The sequence below is a fragment of the uncultured Clostridium sp. genome (assembly GCF_910588715.1).
Lineage (GTDB): Bacteria > Bacillota > Clostridia > Clostridiales > Clostridiaceae > Clostridium.
The window spans coordinates 32237-49753 of the sequence record NZ_CAJURG010000001.1 but is presented as its reverse complement, the minus strand read 5'-3'; the positions used below and the strand labels follow the sequence as shown (position 1 = coordinate 49753).

General features: G+C 28.7%; 17 protein-coding genes. All 17 read right to left on the bottom strand.

The features are described from left to right. Positions 1-6: 6 nt before the first annotated feature. The 17 genes from priA to QZ321_RS00165 all read right to left on the bottom strand — a co-directional run bounded on the left by priA (position 7) and on the right by QZ321_RS00165 (position 17488). Positions 7-2214: a primosomal protein N' gene (gene priA, locus QZ321_RS00245; protein ID WP_291748053.1), complete on the bottom strand. Its 2208-nt coding sequence runs from the start codon at positions 2212-2214 to the stop codon at positions 7-9. A 119-nt stretch (positions 2215-2333) separates the two neighbouring features. Further along, complete coding sequence (gene coaBC, locus QZ321_RS00240; protein ID WP_291748056.1) at positions 2334-3524, bottom strand: bifunctional phosphopantothenoylcysteine decarboxylase/phosphopantothenate--cysteine ligase CoaBC; 1191 nt, start codon at positions 3522-3524, stop codon at positions 2334-2336. Between the two features lie 2 nt (positions 3525-3526). Next, positions 3527-3745, bottom strand: a complete 219-nt coding sequence (gene rpoZ / locus QZ321_RS00235) for a DNA-directed RNA polymerase subunit omega (protein WP_133014227.1) — start codon at positions 3743-3745, stop codon at positions 3527-3529. Then, positions 3726-4364, bottom strand: a complete 639-nt coding sequence (gene gmk, locus QZ321_RS00230) for a guanylate kinase (RefSeq protein WP_291740553.1) — start codon at positions 4362-4364, stop codon at positions 3726-3728. Before gmk ends, rpoZ begins: the two co-directional genes overlap by 20 nt. Further along, positions 4364-4633: an extracellular matrix/biofilm regulator RemA gene (gene remA / locus QZ321_RS00225; protein WP_291740554.1), complete on the bottom strand. Its 270-nt coding sequence runs from the start codon at positions 4631-4633 to the stop codon at positions 4364-4366. Before remA ends, gmk begins: the two co-directional genes overlap by 1 nt. A gap of 14 nt (positions 4634-4647) precedes the next feature. Next, positions 4648-5529 (bottom strand): YicC/YloC family endoribonuclease, encoded by an 882-nt coding sequence (locus tag QZ321_RS00220; RefSeq protein WP_291740555.1) that lies wholly within the window; start codon positions 5527-5529, stop codon positions 4648-4650. 311 nt (positions 5530-5840) lie between these two features. Then, the gene (locus QZ321_RS00215) at positions 5841-6809 is read right to left on the bottom strand and encodes an asparaginase (protein WP_291748063.1); all 969 of its coding nucleotides are present in this window, start codon (positions 6807-6809) and stop codon (positions 5841-5843) included. Between the two features lie 327 nt (positions 6810-7136). Further along, complete coding sequence (locus QZ321_RS00210) at positions 7137-7541, bottom strand: PBECR2 nuclease fold domain-containing protein (protein WP_291748065.1); 405 nt, start codon at positions 7539-7541, stop codon at positions 7137-7139. A 174-nt stretch (positions 7542-7715) separates the two neighbouring features. Further along, on the bottom strand, positions 7716-9194 hold the full coding sequence (gene spoIVA, locus QZ321_RS00205) for a stage IV sporulation protein A (RefSeq protein ID WP_291740561.1): 1479 nt from the start codon (positions 9192-9194) through the stop codon (positions 7716-7718). A gap of 391 nt (positions 9195-9585) precedes the next feature. Beyond that, positions 9586-10578: an NAD(P)H-dependent glycerol-3-phosphate dehydrogenase gene (locus QZ321_RS00200; RefSeq protein WP_291740564.1), complete on the bottom strand. Its 993-nt coding sequence runs from the start codon at positions 10576-10578 to the stop codon at positions 9586-9588. A 2-nt stretch (positions 10579-10580) separates the two neighbouring features. Continuing rightward, entirely contained in the window at positions 10581-11900 is a 1320-nt protein-coding gene (der, locus tag QZ321_RS00195) for a ribosome biogenesis GTPase Der (RefSeq protein WP_291748067.1), read from the bottom strand. After that, on the bottom strand, positions 11900-13237 hold the full coding sequence (locus QZ321_RS00190; RefSeq protein WP_291740566.1) for a DUF512 domain-containing protein: 1338 nt from the start codon (positions 13235-13237) through the stop codon (positions 11900-11902). The genes der and QZ321_RS00190 overlap by 1 nt, the downstream gene beginning before the upstream one ends. A 114-nt stretch (positions 13238-13351) precedes the next feature. Continuing rightward, positions 13352-14008 (bottom strand): phosphate signaling complex protein PhoU, encoded by a 657-nt coding sequence (phoU, locus tag QZ321_RS00185; protein ID WP_291748070.1) that lies wholly within the window; start codon positions 14006-14008, stop codon positions 13352-13354. A gap of 28 nt (positions 14009-14036) precedes the next feature. After that, complete coding sequence (gene pstB, locus QZ321_RS00180) at positions 14037-14801, bottom strand: phosphate ABC transporter ATP-binding protein PstB (RefSeq protein WP_291748075.1); 765 nt, start codon at positions 14799-14801, stop codon at positions 14037-14039. Between the two features lie 38 nt (positions 14802-14839). Then, positions 14840-15664: a phosphate ABC transporter permease PstA gene (gene pstA / locus QZ321_RS00175; RefSeq protein ID WP_291748078.1), complete on the bottom strand. Its 825-nt coding sequence runs from the start codon at positions 15662-15664 to the stop codon at positions 14840-14842. Between the two features lie 2 nt (positions 15665-15666). Beyond that, complete coding sequence (pstC, locus tag QZ321_RS00170; RefSeq protein WP_291748080.1) at positions 15667-16560, bottom strand: phosphate ABC transporter permease subunit PstC; 894 nt, start codon at positions 16558-16560, stop codon at positions 15667-15669. 94 nt (positions 16561-16654) lie between these two features. Next, positions 16655-17488 (bottom strand): phosphate ABC transporter substrate-binding protein, encoded by an 834-nt coding sequence (locus QZ321_RS00165; RefSeq protein ID WP_291744247.1) that lies wholly within the window; start codon positions 17486-17488, stop codon positions 16655-16657. Positions 17489-17517 lie beyond the last annotated feature (29 nt).

Here is a 17517-nt window from a genome sequence, read left to right as displayed (position 1 = left end):
CTCCTCCTAGAATAAATTATTTGGATTTATATCCATACTTATTCGTATATCATTATATACGTTATTGCTCTTATCATAAAGTAATTCTTTAATTTTTTTAGCAAATTCTGATTCAAATTCCCCTTTTATCACAATTTGCCATCTATAATTTTCTTTAACTTTAGCTATTAAACAAGGTATCGGCCCTAAAACATCTATATCTTTTTCCTTTTCTACTAATAGTTTTATTCCATTAGATATTTTATGCATAAATTGCTTTAATAAATCCTCTTTTTTAGATATAGCATTTATTAATAATATCTTTCCAAAAGGAGGATATTTCATTAATGCTCTAACTGTAAACTCTCTTTCATAAAAACCTTCATAATCATAATTAATAGCATATTTTAAGCTGTAATGATCTGGAGTATATGTTTGTATTATTACATTACCTTGCTTTTCTCCTCTTCCTGCTCTTCCTGCAACTTGTGTAATTATTTGAAAAGTTCTTTCAGAAGCTCTATAGTCTGGTATATTTATTGACATATCTGCTGCTAATATTCCTACAAGTGTAACATTTTTAAAGTCAAGTCCTTTTGAAATCATTTGAGTTCCTATAAGAATATCAGCCTTTCCATCTTTAAATGTATTATAGATATTTTCATAAGAATCTTTGCTTCTTGTAGTATCTACATCCATTCTTAAAACCTTAGCCTCTTTAAAATACTTTTTTACTTCTTCTTCAACTCTTTGAGTTCCTGCTCCAAAAAATTTAACATATTTGCTATCACACTTAGGACATTTTTTTGGAGTACTCTTTGTTTTTCCACAATAATGACAAACAAGAAGACCATTTCTATGATATGTCATAGAAATATCACATTCCTCACACTTAAACACATAACCACAACTTCTACATGATACAAAAGTAGAAAAACCTCTTCTATTTAAAAATAATATTATCTGTTCTTTTTTAGAAAGCTTTTCTTTAATTTCATTAAATAACTCCCTACTAAATAAAGATGCATTTCCACTTTTTAATTCATTTCTCATATCTACTACTTTCATAGGTGGCATAGCTTTGCCATCAACTCTTGAATTTAATTCTAATAATTTAAGTTCACCTATTAAAGCTCTATAAAAGGTCTCTATAGTTGGAGTTGCAGTTCCTAAAACAACTTTACATCCTTTTTGATTACTTAAAAATTCTGCAACCTCCTTAGTTTGATATTTAGGATTTTGATCTGACTTATATGTGTTTTCATGCTCTTCATCAATTATAATAAGGCCTAAGTTTTTTACTGGTAAAAAAGTAGCACTTCTTGCCCCTATTACAAGCTTAGCTTTTCCAGACTTTACTCTAAACCATTCATCAAATCTTTCACCATCAGATAACTTACTATGAAATAATGCAACATCTTTTCCAAATCTCCCCTTAAACCTTTCAATCATTTGGGGAGTTAAAGAAATTTCAGGCACTAATACAATTGCAGACTTACCTTTGTTTAATGCATCTTCAACCATTCTCATATATACTTCAGTCTTACCAGAACCAGTAACACCTTTAAGTAAAAATAAATTATCACTAGAATTAATATATTCGTCTAATACTTGCTTTTGCTGAGCTGTTAATTCTTTTTCAAAATCTATATTATAAGTTCTATTATTATACCTAAAAACAATTTCTTCTTCTACCTCTAATAATCCATTTTCTATTAATTTATTTAATTTATACTTAGAAATTGAATTATTGTTAATAAGTTCAGTCTTTGTATACTTCCCTGAATTTTCTTTTAAAAAATTTATAATTTCTATATAACCTTCTGAGTTTTTTATAGAACTTAAATCATCACTTTTAAAGACTACTACCTTTTTACTTTTACTTTTAGCACCTTTCATAATTCCAACAGGAATAAGTAACCTAAAAGCATCAATATATTTACATAAATATTTTTCTCTTAAAAAATAAATAAGCTTAATATCATTTTTATCAATAATAGGTTCATCTGTTACTATGCTAGCAACTTTTTTCACTCTGAAACTTTTATCAATTTCTTCTTCTCCTTTTAATGCAAGCACAAAACCTTCTGATGTTTTATTTTTAGTTCCAAAAGGAACCTTTACTATTTGCCCAATTTTAACTCTTTCTTTAAGTTCTACTGGAATCTTATATGTAAAAGGTCTATCAATTTCTAATGCATCTGAATTTAATATTATTTCTGCATATAAATTCAATTTATCACCCTCACTTCATATTAATTGCTACAAAAAATTTCACAATTAAATTTAAACTCATAAGAGTTCATTGAATAATTAAATTTAAATAAGATTGTTATATATAAAGAAAAGCGCAATTAGCGCTTTTTCAAAATCATGTCAAATATATTACTTGCAACTTCTATTTTACTCATTTTTTCTAGCTCTAACTTTTCATTATCCTTTGAAAGAATAACTACTTTATTATCATCACTACCAAATCCAGTATCAGAAGCTGTAATATCATTTGCAACTATAAAATCTAAATTCTTATTTTTTAGCTTTTTATCTGCATTCTTTAAAACATCATTGCTCTCTGCTGCAAATCCAACTAAAACTTGGTGAGTTTTTATCTCTCCTAAAGATTTTAATATATCATTATCCCTAGTTAAAGAAAGATTTAAATCTCCCTCACCTTTTTTGATTTTTTCTGTGCTGTATTCCTTAGGCTTATAATCTGCAACTGCTGCTGATTTAATAACTATATCTGCCCAATCAAAATACTTAAAAATTTCATTTTTCATTTCTTCATTAGTTTTTATGTTTATTATTTTTACGTCTTTAGGTGGATTTAAATTAGTAGGTCCTGAAACTAAAACAACTTCTGCACCTCTATCTTTTGCCTCTTTAGCTATAGAATATCCCATTTTTCCAGTTGATCTATTAGTTATATATCTTACTGGATCAATTGGTGCAATTGTTGGTCCTGCACTTATTAAAACTTTTTTTCCCTCTAAATCCTTTTTCTTATCATTTAATTCAGATAATACTTTTTCTACAATAGTATTTACATCTGCAAGTTTCCCAATTCCTACATCTCCACAAGCTAATCTTCCACTAGCTGGTTCAATAAAATCATAGTCAAAGTTTTTTAACTTTTCTATATTATTTTGAACTATTTTATTTTGATACATATTAGTATTCATAGCTGGTGCAAATATCACCTTAGCTTTAGATGCAGCCATTATAGTTGTTGATAACATATCATCAGCTATACCATTTGCAACTTTTCCAATTATGTTTGCTGTTGCAGGAGCAATTAACATTAAATCAGCCTTTTGAGCTAATGATATATGTTGGATTTCCCAAGCCTTAGGCTCTGCAAACATATCAGTAACAACCATATTTTGACTTATAGATTGGAATGTTAGAGGGTTTACAAATTTAGTTGCACTTTCAGTCATTATAACATGTACTTCTATATCTTTTTTTCTTAATGCACTAATTACATCTAATGCCTTATAAACTGCAATTCCTCCAGTAACGCCAATAACAACACATTTACTCATGATTATTTTATTCCTTCATTATTTTTATGATAACTAATTAAACCTTCATTTACTTCATTGATAGCTATTGTTAATGGTTTCTTTGAAGGATTTGAAGTTAATGGTTCATTACCATCTATTATTTGTCTTGCCCTTCTTGATGTTACAATAACTAGAGAATATCTATCTTCTACCTTTTTTAATAAGTCCACCACTGATGGATTAATCATAGAGTTGTTCATGAATTAAGCCCTCCTTAGAATCTAATAATATTGTATCTTTTATTCTATCTACTCTACATTTTTCTGCGGCAATTATTCCTTCTATTTTATTAACTGCCGTATCAATTTCATCATTAACTACTGCATAATTATATTTAGAAACATAGTTTATTTCTTGATATGCATTTTTAAATCTAGTCATTAATGATTCTTCTGTTTCACTGCCTCTTTTAATTATTCTTTGCTTTAATTCTTCCATTGATGGAGGTAATATAAATATAAACACTCCCTCACTAAAGTTTTCTTTAACCTTTAAAGCTCCTTGAATGTCTATTTCTAAAATAACATTCTTTCCTTCAGCTAACATTTCTTCTACTTTGAACTTTGGAGTTCCATACATATTTCCATGTACTTCAGCATATTCTAAAAAATCATTGCTTTCCACTCTAGAAATAAAATCTTCTTTAGTCAAAAAGTGATAATTTATTCCATCAACTTCTCCAGTTCTTGGACTTCTTGTTGTTGCAGAAACAGAAATAAATAAATCATCACGCTTTTCTAAAAGCGCCTTGCATATTGTTCCTTTTCCTGCACCTGAAGGACCGGAAATTACAATTAATAGTCCTCTATTATTTTGCATTATTCATCATCCTCATCTACAGTTTCATCTTTAGCTACTAATCTATGTGCAACAGTTTCTGGTTGAACTGCTGATAATATAACATGGTCACTATCAGTTATTATTACAGCTCTTGTTCTTCTGCCATAAGTTGCGTCAATAAGCATTCCTCTATCTCTAGCTTCTTGAATTATTCTCTTAATCGGTGCCGATTCTGGACTAACTATTGCAACAAGCCTATTTGCAGAAACTATATTACCAAAACCGATGTTTATCAATTTTATTCCCATTACTATCCTCCTATTTACTCTATGTTTTGTACTTGTTCTCTTATCTTTTCAAGTATATTTTTTATATCAATAACTATATTAGTCATTTGGATATCACTAGATTTTGAACCAATAGTATTAGTTTCTCTATTCATTTCTTGAACTATAAAATCAAGTTTTCTACCAACTGGCTCTTTTAAGTTTAAAGTTTCTCTAACTTGACTTATATGACTTCTAAGTCTTATTATTTCTTCATCTACTGTTGCTTTATCTGCTAACATACAAACTTCCATAGCAATTCTATTTTCATCTATATCTATGTTTCCTAATAACTCTTTTACTCTTTCTTCAAGCTTTAACTTAAAAGCTTTTGGGATAGTATCTGCAAATTCTTCAACCTTTAAAACCAGTTGCTCTATAATAGAAATCTTAGATAATATATCTTCTTTTAGCTTGTCACCTTCAACTTCCCTCATTTTAGTCATCATTTCTAAAGAATCACTTATAAGAGGTTTAAGTTCTTGCCAAACTACTTCTATTTTATCTTCCTCTTCAACTATAGTAACAACTTCAGGAAATCTTGCAATTTGCATTACTGAAATATCATTTTTAACACCTAATTTGGCTTCTATCTCCTTAAGGCAATTTAAATATCCTTGAGCTAAATTAATATCAACCTTTGGAATCCCACTGCCATCATTGTAATTCTTTAAGTTAATAAATACATCAACTTTTCCTCTGTTAAGCGAATTACTTATCATTTTTCTAATCTCTTCTTCTAAAGAAATTAATGTTTTAGGCATTCTAATATTTACATCTAAATATCTACTATTTACACTTTTCATTTCAACAGTGAAAACTCTTTTTTCTCCTTCTTCACTGCTACTTCTTCCAAAGCTAGTCATGCTCCTAATCATATTTTTCTCCTTACCTTCTATGGACTATTAACGCAATATAAAATTCTTTTATTATCATAGTTTATAATTTTATTAGTTTAAATGTCAACATTTTGTTTACAAATTGTTAACATTTATTTTTTAAATAAAAAAATATGCATAGATAAAGATATATATAATTAACTTCTTTATCTATGCAAATAATTAAATAAATATTTCTATAAAACTAATATTTAAATATAAATACTAATTTTAAAATATAAATTATTAAACAAAGCTTTAAATTATCTTATTTCTTCCTAACTTAATAAAATTATGTACCATTTATATTTTTAAAATTGTCCAATAATTTCTTCTTTATTCATTTCACTATTTATTGCCAATACTAATTTTATTCTTGCTTTTTGTCCTGGAAGAGTATCTCCAAAAATTACTCCTAAATCTTTAAGCATTTTTCCTCCACCTTCATATCCATAAGATTCATGTACTCTTCCTTCAAAGCATCTAGAAACTATAATTACTGGAAGTCCACTATTTAATGCTAACTTTATTCCATCTACCATTTTAGGTGGAACATTACCTCTTCCTAGTGCTTCAATAACTATTCCTCCATAACCTTTATTTATTGCAAATTCAATAAAAGATGAATCCATATCTGCAACACATTTTATTAATGCAACATCATTTTTTATTTCTTTAACATCATATTTTTCAGTATTTTTAGTTTCTCTATAAAACATAACCTTATTATTATCAACTATTCCAATAGGCCCAAAATTTGGGGTTCTAAAAGCATTTAATGCCATTGAATTTGCTTTTGTAACTTCTGATGCAGAATTTAATTCTCCATTAAAGCAAACAAGTACACCTCTATTTTTTGCATCTTCTGAAATAGCAGTACAAATTGATGCTGCTAAATTTGATGGTCCATCATAGCCTAATTCAGAACCACTTCTCATAGCTCCAGTAATTACAACTGGCTTTTCACTTTTTATAGTTAAATCTAAAAAGTATGCTGTTTCCTCTAAAGTATCAGTTCCATGAGTTATTACAACTCCATCAATGTCACTTCTCTCTAATAAATCTTTTGTAAACTTACTTAAGTCTAGCATAGTTTTAAAAGTCATATGTGGTGATGGAAGACTTGAAAAACTATAAGATTCTATTTCTGCAAATTCTTCTATTCCTGTAACCATTGACATTATTTCTTCTCCAGTTAAACTTGGTACAGCAGCCTTTATTCTTTCATCTACCTTCATAGATATTGTTCCACCATTAAATACTACAGCTATTTTTTTCATTTTTATCCTCCAGTTTTTGCATTTCATTATCTATTAAATCTTAAATGAATAAGAAAATTAATGATATAACTTATGGAAATACCATTAATTTTCCTTATTAATAATTACTAAATTAAATGATATATTTTTGTACATCTTAATAATTAAGCTATAAAATTTAACATTTTTATAAATTCAATTTCTATTTTTGATTACTGGCAGGTCGACATTTCCTGCATCTCTGTTTACTGAAATCTTCAGCGCATGAGGAGCCCTTTCTCACCTCAATAATCTTCTTCTATCTACATCTTAATATTATACATTTTACCAAAAATTATATCAAATAAATTATTTTTTTCCTTTGATATTAATTAACTTACCACTATAAATTCTGTTTTCTATTTTTTTATCAGTTATCGGATACATTGTGGTTACATAAATATATTGATTTTCCTCATCTAGCTCTACCCCCAAAAGCAAATTAGTATAAACTCTCTTAATAAATTCTACAGCAGTCTGTCCACCTTCATTTTTATAAATGCCCACATAGTCAGGTTCTTCTAATATTTTTTTCATCCAATCAAGGATACCATTTCTAGTTTGCCTATCTAATTGCCTACCATGCCTCTTTATAATATGTTTTAGCACTCCTGGAGATGCGTATATTACTCCAGTAAACTCTATACCTAACTCCTTGGCTACTTTTTGCCTTAAATATCCTACTCTTTTATAGGTACAAAATTTGCTTTCCATACTATCCCTCTTTACTATAATATATTAAGCATAAATACTATCTCTGCTTAATATATTCTATTCTAATCTTTAAAGAGTCTACACTAAAATATAAAAAAATTGCATTTTAACTTGTATTCAGCACAAAAATAATCTACTGCTAAAATTTAAAATTAGCAGTAGATTACTTTTATGTTATAGGATTATACAAATTAATCCGCCATTACCTTCATTTATAATCTTTTGAAGTGTTTTTTGGATTTTCACTTGAACATCTTCTGGCATTTTATATAGCTTATTTTGTAGTCCTTCTTTAACTAATACTTCTAATGATTTACCAAACATATTGCTTTGCCATAATGATGCAGGATCTTTATCAAATTGATCCATAAGTGCATTAACAAGTTCTTCACTTTCTTTTTCAGAACCCATTATTGGACTAATTTCTGTTTTAATGTCAGCTTTAATGAAGTGTAATGATGGAGCACTAGCTTTAAGTTTAACACCAAACTTAGTTCCTTGTTTAACTATTTCAGGTTCTTCAAACTTCATTTCACTTAATTGTGGAGCAACAAGACCATATCCTGTTTCTCTAACATCAACTAAAGCATCTTTAATCTTATCATATTCACGTTTTGCAATATTTAGATCTTTTACAAGAGCTATTAAGTCACTTTCACTTTCAATTTCAACATCGCAATTTTCACTAAGTACTTTATAGAAAATATTTTCACTTGGTTTAAGTAATATTCTTGCAGTACCTTCACCAAGGTTTATAGCACTTAAATCTGATGAACTTAAATATTCATTTTCTTTTGCATCACTAAAGGCTGGTTTTATGTCTCTTATTTTATCTACACTTTGACACATTCCCTTTATAACTTTGAAAAATTCTTTTTTTAGCCAGTGATCTGGCTCTAAGTTTTCAACCCAAACAGGCATGTCTATATTTATTTCTTTTACAGGGAATTCCTTAAGTACATGCTTAAATAATTTCTCAATATCCTTTTCTGTCATGTTATATACATCCATGACCTGAACTTCTACATTATATCTTTTTTCTAAATCTTCCTTTAATGCGTCTGTTTCAGGAGAGTTTATGTTTTTGGTGTTAAGTACAACTATGAAAGGCTTGTTAATTGCTTTAAGCTCTTCTACTACCCTTTCTTCAGCCTCTAAGTATTCCTCTCTATTTATACCTGTAATACTACCATCAGTAGTTATTAAAAGTCCAACAGTTGAATGATCTGTTATAACTTTTCTAGTTCCAATTTCAGCAGCATCTTCAAATGGTATTTCATATTCATACCATGGAGTATTAACCATTTTAGGCTCTTCATCTTCTAAATATCCTAAAGCACCTTTAACAATATACCCCACACAATCTACCATTCTAACCTTTAATTTAATATCCTCATCAATAGTTATTTCTACAGCTTCATTAGGAACAAATTTAGGCTCTGTAGTATGAATAGTCTTCCCTGATCCACTTTGTGGTAATTCATCCTTGGCTCTTTCTTTTTTATAAGCATTGTCAATCTTTGGTATAACCATAAGGTCCATAAACTTTTTAATAAATGTAGATTTTCCAGTTCTAACTGGTCCAACAACACCTAAATATATGTCACCTTGAGTCCTTTCTGCAATATCCTTATATATATTGAAATCGCTCATAAGTACACCCTCCTATTTATTTTTAACACTATATATATATTCTCATCTAAAAAAAAGTATACTATTTTTTTAATTTTATTCATTTAATTAAAATTTTTTATTTCTAGCGCTAGATACGTCTTTTTCTTAGATATCTATATAGTTAAAAATATGTTCTATGATAAATATTTATGATGTACTTTGAAATATTATTTTTACATAATTTAATATTATTTTTTAAAATATATTATAAAAAAAATAGCAAAATATTTTATATCAATATATTCAAAAATTTATATATAAAAAAATATCCTAAAGCTAAATTTTAGTTAATTTTCAGCTATTTAAAATTTTATACTTTCCTATACATAAAAAAGGTAAAATTACATTCTTTGTAATTTTACCTTTTAAATTAATAATTTTCAGCTTTTTTATCTCTTTCTAATAATTCTTTTACCATGCTTTTTGCATCTTTATCTTCAAAAAGAACTTTATAAAGGGCATCTGTTATTGGCATTTCAACATTTAACTTTTCTTTTAAGTTATAAAAAGCATGACAAGCTTTTATTCCTTCAACTACCATTCCTACTTCTTTTACTGCTTCTTCTCTAGTTTTACCAGTTCCAATTAAGTATCCAGCTTTTCTATTTCTTGAATGCATACTAGTACAAGTAACTATTAAATCTCCCATACCAGTAAGTCCTAAAAATGTTTCTATTTTTCCGCCAAGTTTAGTACCTATTCTTACTATTTCAGCCATACCTCTTGTCATTAATGCAGCCTTTGTATTATCTCCATATCCTAATCCATCACATACTCCTGCTGCAAGAGCTATAATATTTTTTACAGCTCCTCCAATTTCAACTCCAACTAAATCATCATTGGTATATACTCTAAATGTGCTAGTCATAAATAAATCTTGAACTTCTTCTGCTACCTTCATGTTTTTAGATGAAGTAAGAACAGTAGTTGGAATATTAAATGCAACTTCTTCTGCATGACTTGGTCCTGATAATACTACAACTGGATTTTTAACTTCTTCTTCAATAACTTCAACTAAAGTTTTATTGCTACCTTCTTCAATTCCCTTTGCAATGCAAATTACAGGTATATTTTCATTTACTAATCCCTTAATGCTTTTAGCAGCACTTCTTATTACATGAGAGGGAACAGCTAATACAACATAATCACTATCTGTAATAGCTTCCTCTAAGCTATTATAAGCTGTAACATTTTTAGGCACATCTAATCCTTTAATAAATTTATCATTTCTTCTATTTACATTTATATCCTCTACAACAGAACTATCTCTATCATATACTGCTACTGTATTTCCTTTGTGTGCTAATAAAATAGCTAAGGAAATTCCAAAACTTCCTCCGCCTAAAAAAGTTACCTTACTCATAATTAACTATCCTTTCTCTCCCTATATTCTATTTGTATTCCAGTTCCACCAAAATCAAAATTATCTCTTAATTGATTTTCTAAATATCTTTCATATGAGAAATGTCTTGCATTTACATCATTAACAAAGAACACAAACTTTGGTGGTTTTGTAGCTACTTGAGTAGCATAATATATTTTTAATCTCTTTAAAGCTACTACTGGTGGTTCTTTCATTAATATAGCCTTACTAATAACGTCATTTAATACACCAGTTCCAACTCTCTTATTATAATTATCATAACATTCTTTAGCAACTTCAAGAACTCTATGTGCTCTTTGACCTGTTAATGCCGATATAAATAAGAATTTAGCATATTTTATGAACTTAAGCTTACTTTGTAAATCCTTTTTATAATTATCCATTGTTTTATCATCTTTTTCAATAAGATCCCACTTATTAACTATTACCATTATAGCTTTATTTAATTCGTGAGCAAATCCTATAATCTTTTCATCTTGTTCTGTTACGCCTTCAGTTGCATCTATCATTAAAATACAAACATCAGCTCTTTCAACAGCAGCAAGAGTCCTAATAACTGAATATCTTTCAATTTCTTCTTTAACTTTACTCTTTCTTCTAAGACCAGCAGTATCAATTAAAGTAAACTTACCAAATTCATTTTCAATTTTACTATCTATAGCATCTCTTGTAGTTCCTGCTATGTCAGATACTATTAATCTATCTTCACCTAATAATCTATTTATTAATGATGACTTACCTACATTTGGTTTACCTATCATAGCAATTTTTATGTCATCTTCCTCTTCATCTTTATCAGCAATAGAATCAAAGTGAGACACTACCATATCAAGCATATCTCCAAGACCTTTTCCTTGACCTGCTGATACAGCAACTGGGTCACCTATACCTAAATTATAAAACTCCCAAGCATTTTCTTCATCTTTTAAGTTATCAATTTTATTAACAACTAATACAACTGGCTTTTTTGATTTTCTAAGCATTGTAGCAACTTCATTATCAGCTGCTGTCAATCCTTCTTTACCATCAACTACAAACATTATAACGTCAGCAGTTTCTATTGCAATATTTGCTTGTCTTCTCATTTGTTTAACTATTATATCTTGATTTTCTGGCTCTATACCACCTGTATCAATCATAGTAAAAGTATGATTTAACCATTCTGCTTCTGCATAAACTCTATCTCTTGTTACACCTGGTGTATCTTGAACTATTGAAATTCTTTTTCCTGCTAGTTTATTGAATAATGTAGATTTACCTACATTTGGTCTTCCAACTATAGCTACTATTGGTTTTGCCATTATTCTTCATCCTCCTGACATGCATCATTTATTATGCTTACTATATCTTCTCCTGTATGGTCACATACAAGAACCTTAACTCCTAATTCTTTTTCTATGTCTTCTATCTTTGTATCATCTAACATAATATATTCAGCTGGTCCTAACTCATATCCTTTTCTAAACATATTATTTGGCATAATTAAGTACTCACTATCAATTTTTCCTTTTAACTGATTTATTATATCTATTCCTGTAAGAAGACCTGCAACTGTTATTGTTTCTCCAAAGAAATGATTAATAATTTTATATGTATCTATTTTAATATTAGGGTTAACTTCCATTAACTTCTTCATTCCACTTTTTACTTCATCAAAAGCAAGTTTTCCAGTTGGAACTGAAAAAGTTCCTTTTATATTTTTCTTTAAATCTTTAGCAGTATAATTTATAGCTTCTCTAAAGCATCTAATCATACCAATTCCATCTTCTATTTGTTCATATCCATTGTAAAAACTTTCTTCTGGTACATCTATACCTGAAACTAAATAAAATTCATCTGAAAATCTTACAAATGGATCATTTATTTCTTCCATAAATTTCTTTTGTAATTCTATAATAGCTTCTAATTCTTTTTTAGCTGATTCTTTAGTAAATGTTTTTACTTCTGCTAAACCTTCTCTATATTTAGTAACTCCAATTGGAACTACTGCAATATTAGAAACTGATGGATATAATTCATATAAGTCAGTAATAGTTCTTTTAAGTTCTTCTTCATTATTAACTTCTGGTATAAGAACTATTTGACAATGCATTTCTATTCCTGCATCTGCAAGTTTTTTCATTCTTTCATATACAGTTCCTGCAAATCTATTTCCAAGCATTTTCACTCTTAAATCTGGATTTGTTGTATGTACAGAAATATTTATAGGACTTATTCTATATCTTATAATTCTATCTATGTCTTCATCTTTCATATTTGTTAAAGTAACAAAATTTCCTTGCAAGAATGAAAGACGTGAGTCATCATCTTTAAAATAAAGAGTTTCTCTCATTCCCTTTGGATTTTGGTCTATAAAACAAAACATACACTTATTGCTACATCTTTTTGCTTTATCCATAATACCGCCACCAAATTCAAGACCTAACTCTTCTCCATAGTCTTTTTCTATCTCATAGTCCCAAATCTCTCCATTTGGCTTTTGTATTTCTAGCACTATTTCTTCATCATTAGTTAAAAACCTGTAGTCTATAATATCAACTATCTTTTCTCCATTTACTGATAATAAAATATCATTTTCTTCAATGCCGACTTCTTCAGCAATACTATCAGGCATTACACTTGTTATTACATTCTTCATAATGTCCACTCCTATAATTACCTATCATCTCTATGATATATTAACCTAATAACCTTATTCAGTCAACTAACAGTTAAGTAAAAAAGAATATAGGTTAACCTATATTCTTTATTATTACTCATTTAAATCTACATAATCACCTTTTGCAGAAAAAATTATCCATTCACAAATGTTTGTTACATGATCTCCTACTCTTTCAAGGTATTTAGATGCAAATAATATTTGAGCACCTTTATTTATCATCTCTTCATCCTTTGACATTTTCTTTAACATATCACTAAACAATCCACGGTATAATATATCAACTTCATCATCCATCTTACATATTTCATAAGCTGAATCTATATCACCTAAAACAAATGCTTGAATAGATTTATTAATCATTTTTCTTAATATATCTACCATTTGCCAAATAGGTTCACATTCTTTTCCTAAAACATCTAATTCAACTCTCTTAGTTATTTTACATATATCAACTGCATAATCTGCAATTCTTTCTAAGTCTGTAACTATTTTAGAAGTTGCATATATTTTCCTTAAATCCGAAGCAACAGGAGATTCCATAGCCATAAACTTTAAGCATTGTTCTTCAATTTTTCTATTAAGTTCATCAACCTTATCATCATTTTCCGTAACCTTAAATACAAGATTCATATCCTTATTTTTAAAAGCTTCTATACTATTATATATTTGCTTTTCAACTAAACTTCCCATCTCAGCAAGTTCACTTCTTAATAACTTCATTCTCTTATCTAAAAGATTTCTTGTCATTATCCTCATCCCCCATAAAAACTAAATATTATCCAAATCTTCCTGTTATATAATCCTCTGTTCTCTTATCTTTTGGTCTATAAAAAATATCTTCTGTTTTGCCATACTCAATTACCTCTCCAGATAAGAAGAAAGCAGTTTTATCAGCAATTCTTCCTGCCTGTTGCATATTGTGAGTAACAATTACAACTGTATATTGCTTCTTTAACTCATCCATAAGTTCTTCCATCTTATTAGTTGAAATTGGATCTAATGCTGATGTAGGCTCATCCATTAAAATTATTTCTGGAGATACAGCTATAGTTCTAGCTATACATAATCTTTGTTGTTGTCCCCCAGATAAACCTAATGCAGATTTTTTTAATCTATCTTTTACTTCATCAAAAAGTGCTGCTCCTCTTAAGCTTTTTTCAACAATTTCATCTAATCTTTTTTTATCTTTTATACCATGTATTCTTGGACCATACGCTATATTATCATAAATTGACATAGGAAATGGATTTGGCTTTTGAAACACCATACCAACCTTTTTTCTAAGGTCTATTTCATCATATTCTTTATATATATCCTTGCCATCTATTAAAATTTCTCCATTAATCTTAACACCTTCAATTAAATCATTCATTCTATTTAAGGTTCTTAAAAATGTAGATTTTCCACAGCCTGAAGGTCCTATTAATGCTGTAACCTTTTTTGCTTCTATATCTAAATTAATATTTTTTAATGCTCTATTTTCACCATAAAACAATTCTAAATTTTTAACTTGAATTTCTGGCTTTATTATATTTGACATATTTACACCTCAAAATCTATATGCTTTTCTTTAACTTCTTAATAATTAGCCTTATTGAATTTTTTGCTTATAAATTTAGCTAATAAATTTAATATTAAAATCATCACAATTAAAACTATTCCTGCAGCAGCTGCTGATGCTATATCTCCCTTTTCCTTAGTTTCAAGAAAAGCATGAACTGTTAAAGTTCTACCACTTGACATTATGCTTGTTGGGATTTTATAAACTGTACCTGCTGTTAAGAAAAGTGCCGCTGACTCTCCAATTACACGTCCCATAGAAAGTATTACTCCTGAAAGTATGCCTGGTATAGCACTTGGAAGTATTACTTTATATAAAGTTTGAAATCTCGTTGCTCCAAGTCCTAATGATGCTTCTCTATAAGAAGGAGGAACAACCTTTAAAGATTCTTCTGTTGTACGAATAATTACTGGTAATATAATTATTGAAAGCGTTAGTGATCCAGCTAAAAGAGAATAGCCAAACTTTAATGCACCTACAAAAAATGCTGCTCCAAATAATCCATAAACTATTGATGGTATTCCTGCTAATGATTCTGTTGAATATCTAATTATCTTAACAAGCTTTCCTTGCATTGCATACTCTTGCAAATAAACAGCTGAAAGCACCCCAATTGGTGTTGCTATAAGTAATGATAATCCAACAGTATATAATGTTGAAATAATAAACGGTTTTATCCCACCTCCACCTGATGGTTTATATCCACTAAATAAATAATTAAAATCTATTAATTTATAACCCTTTATAAAGATAAACCCTATTATAAATACTAAAATCCCAACAGTTATTATTGCTGATAAATATAATAGTATCTTTAAAACATTTTCTTTAAATTTTCTCATTTTTATTTACCTTCCTTACTAGAAAGTTTTGAAATTACTAAATTTAATATTAAAATAAATGCGAATAATACAACTCCTGTTGCAAATAATAATTCTTGATGAGACTGTGTTGCATATCCCATTTCTAAGGCAATATTACTTGTAAGAGGTCTTACCTTATCAAAAATAGATGTTGGTATTTGAACGGAATTACCTCCAACTAAAATTATTGCCATTGTTTCACCAATTGCTCTACCACAACCTAATACTATTGCTGCAATTATACCAGACTTAGCTGCTGGAACTACAACTTTAAACGTTGTTTCTATATGTGACGCTCCAAGTGCAAGTGAACCTTCTTTATAACTTTTTGGAACAGCCTTTATAGCAGTAGTAGAAACTGAAATTATTGTAGGTAGCATCATAACTGCAAGTACAATAATTATTGCCAATAAACTTTGCCCTTCTGCTAAATTAAAAGTTTTTTGAATCCAAGGAACAATTACTGCTAAACCAAATAACCCATATAACACAGAAGGTATTCCAGCTAAAAGCTCAACTGCTGGAATTATAATTTTAGATAACCCCTTAGGAGCTACTTCTGCAATAAAAATAGCTGTTAATAATCCTATTGGTACTCCTATTATTAAAGCTCCTACTGTACCATAAATTGATGCTATTATCATTGGCAATATTCCGTATTTTTGATTTTCAGATGTTGGATACCACTCAGTTCCAAAGATAAACTCAGTAAAGGATTTTCCTTCTGCAAAAAATGGTTTTAATCCTTTATAAAATACAAAACCTATAATAAGTATTAAACTTATTACAGCAATAAGTGCACATACTAAAAATATTGCTCTTGTAAACTTATCTATAACATATTTACTTTTATTATTTCTATTTTCCTCTACCATTTTAGTCCTCCTAATGGTAATAAAAAGTTTGATTTATTTATTATAGTAAAAATGCCTCAAGTAAAGATGAGACATTTTTACAATTACTTAAAAACTAATTTATAGTTATTAATTTCTTTTCTTTAACTATTTCTTGTCCTTCATCACTTAATATAAAATCAATTAACTTTTGTCCTTCTTCTGTTAAAGTATCTTCCTTAGTTACTAAAATAAATGGTCTTGACATTTTATATTCACCAGACTTGGCATTTTCGGCTGTTGGCTCTACTTCATTAACATTTAATGCCTTTACAGTGCTATCAATAAATTCAAAAGAAGCAAATCCAATTGCATTTTCATTTCCAGCAACAGTAGTTTTAACAGCTCCACTACCATCTGAAATTGTAGCATTCTTTATTAACTCTTCTGATTTATAACCAACAATTTCTTGGAATGCAGTTCTTGTTCCTGAACCCTCTTCTCTTGAAATAACAACTATAGGTGAATCCTTCCCCCCAAGTTCCTTCCAATTAGTAATTTCTCCTGTATATATTTTCTTAATATCTTCTAAAGATATGTTCTTAACTGGATTGCTTGGATTTACAAGTAAAGCAATTCCATCATAGGCTACTACTGCTTGTTTAGTAGAAGCTTTTTCTTCATTCTTTAATTCTCTTGAAGACATTCCTATTTCTGAAATTCCTGAAATAACATCTTTTATTCCAGCTCCAGAACCATTTTGTTGTATTTCTAATGTTACATTATTTTCTTCTTCATACTCTTCTTGAATCTTTTCCATTAATGGTGCTACTGAAGTTGACCCTGAAATTGAAATTGTTAATCCCCCATTAGAAGCTGTGCTATCATCAGTTCCACAACCCACGAACGTTGCTCCTACCATAGTTACTAATAATGCTCCTACCATTAACTTCAATTTTGTACTTCTCATTTTTATTCCTCCACTTTCATAAATGAATT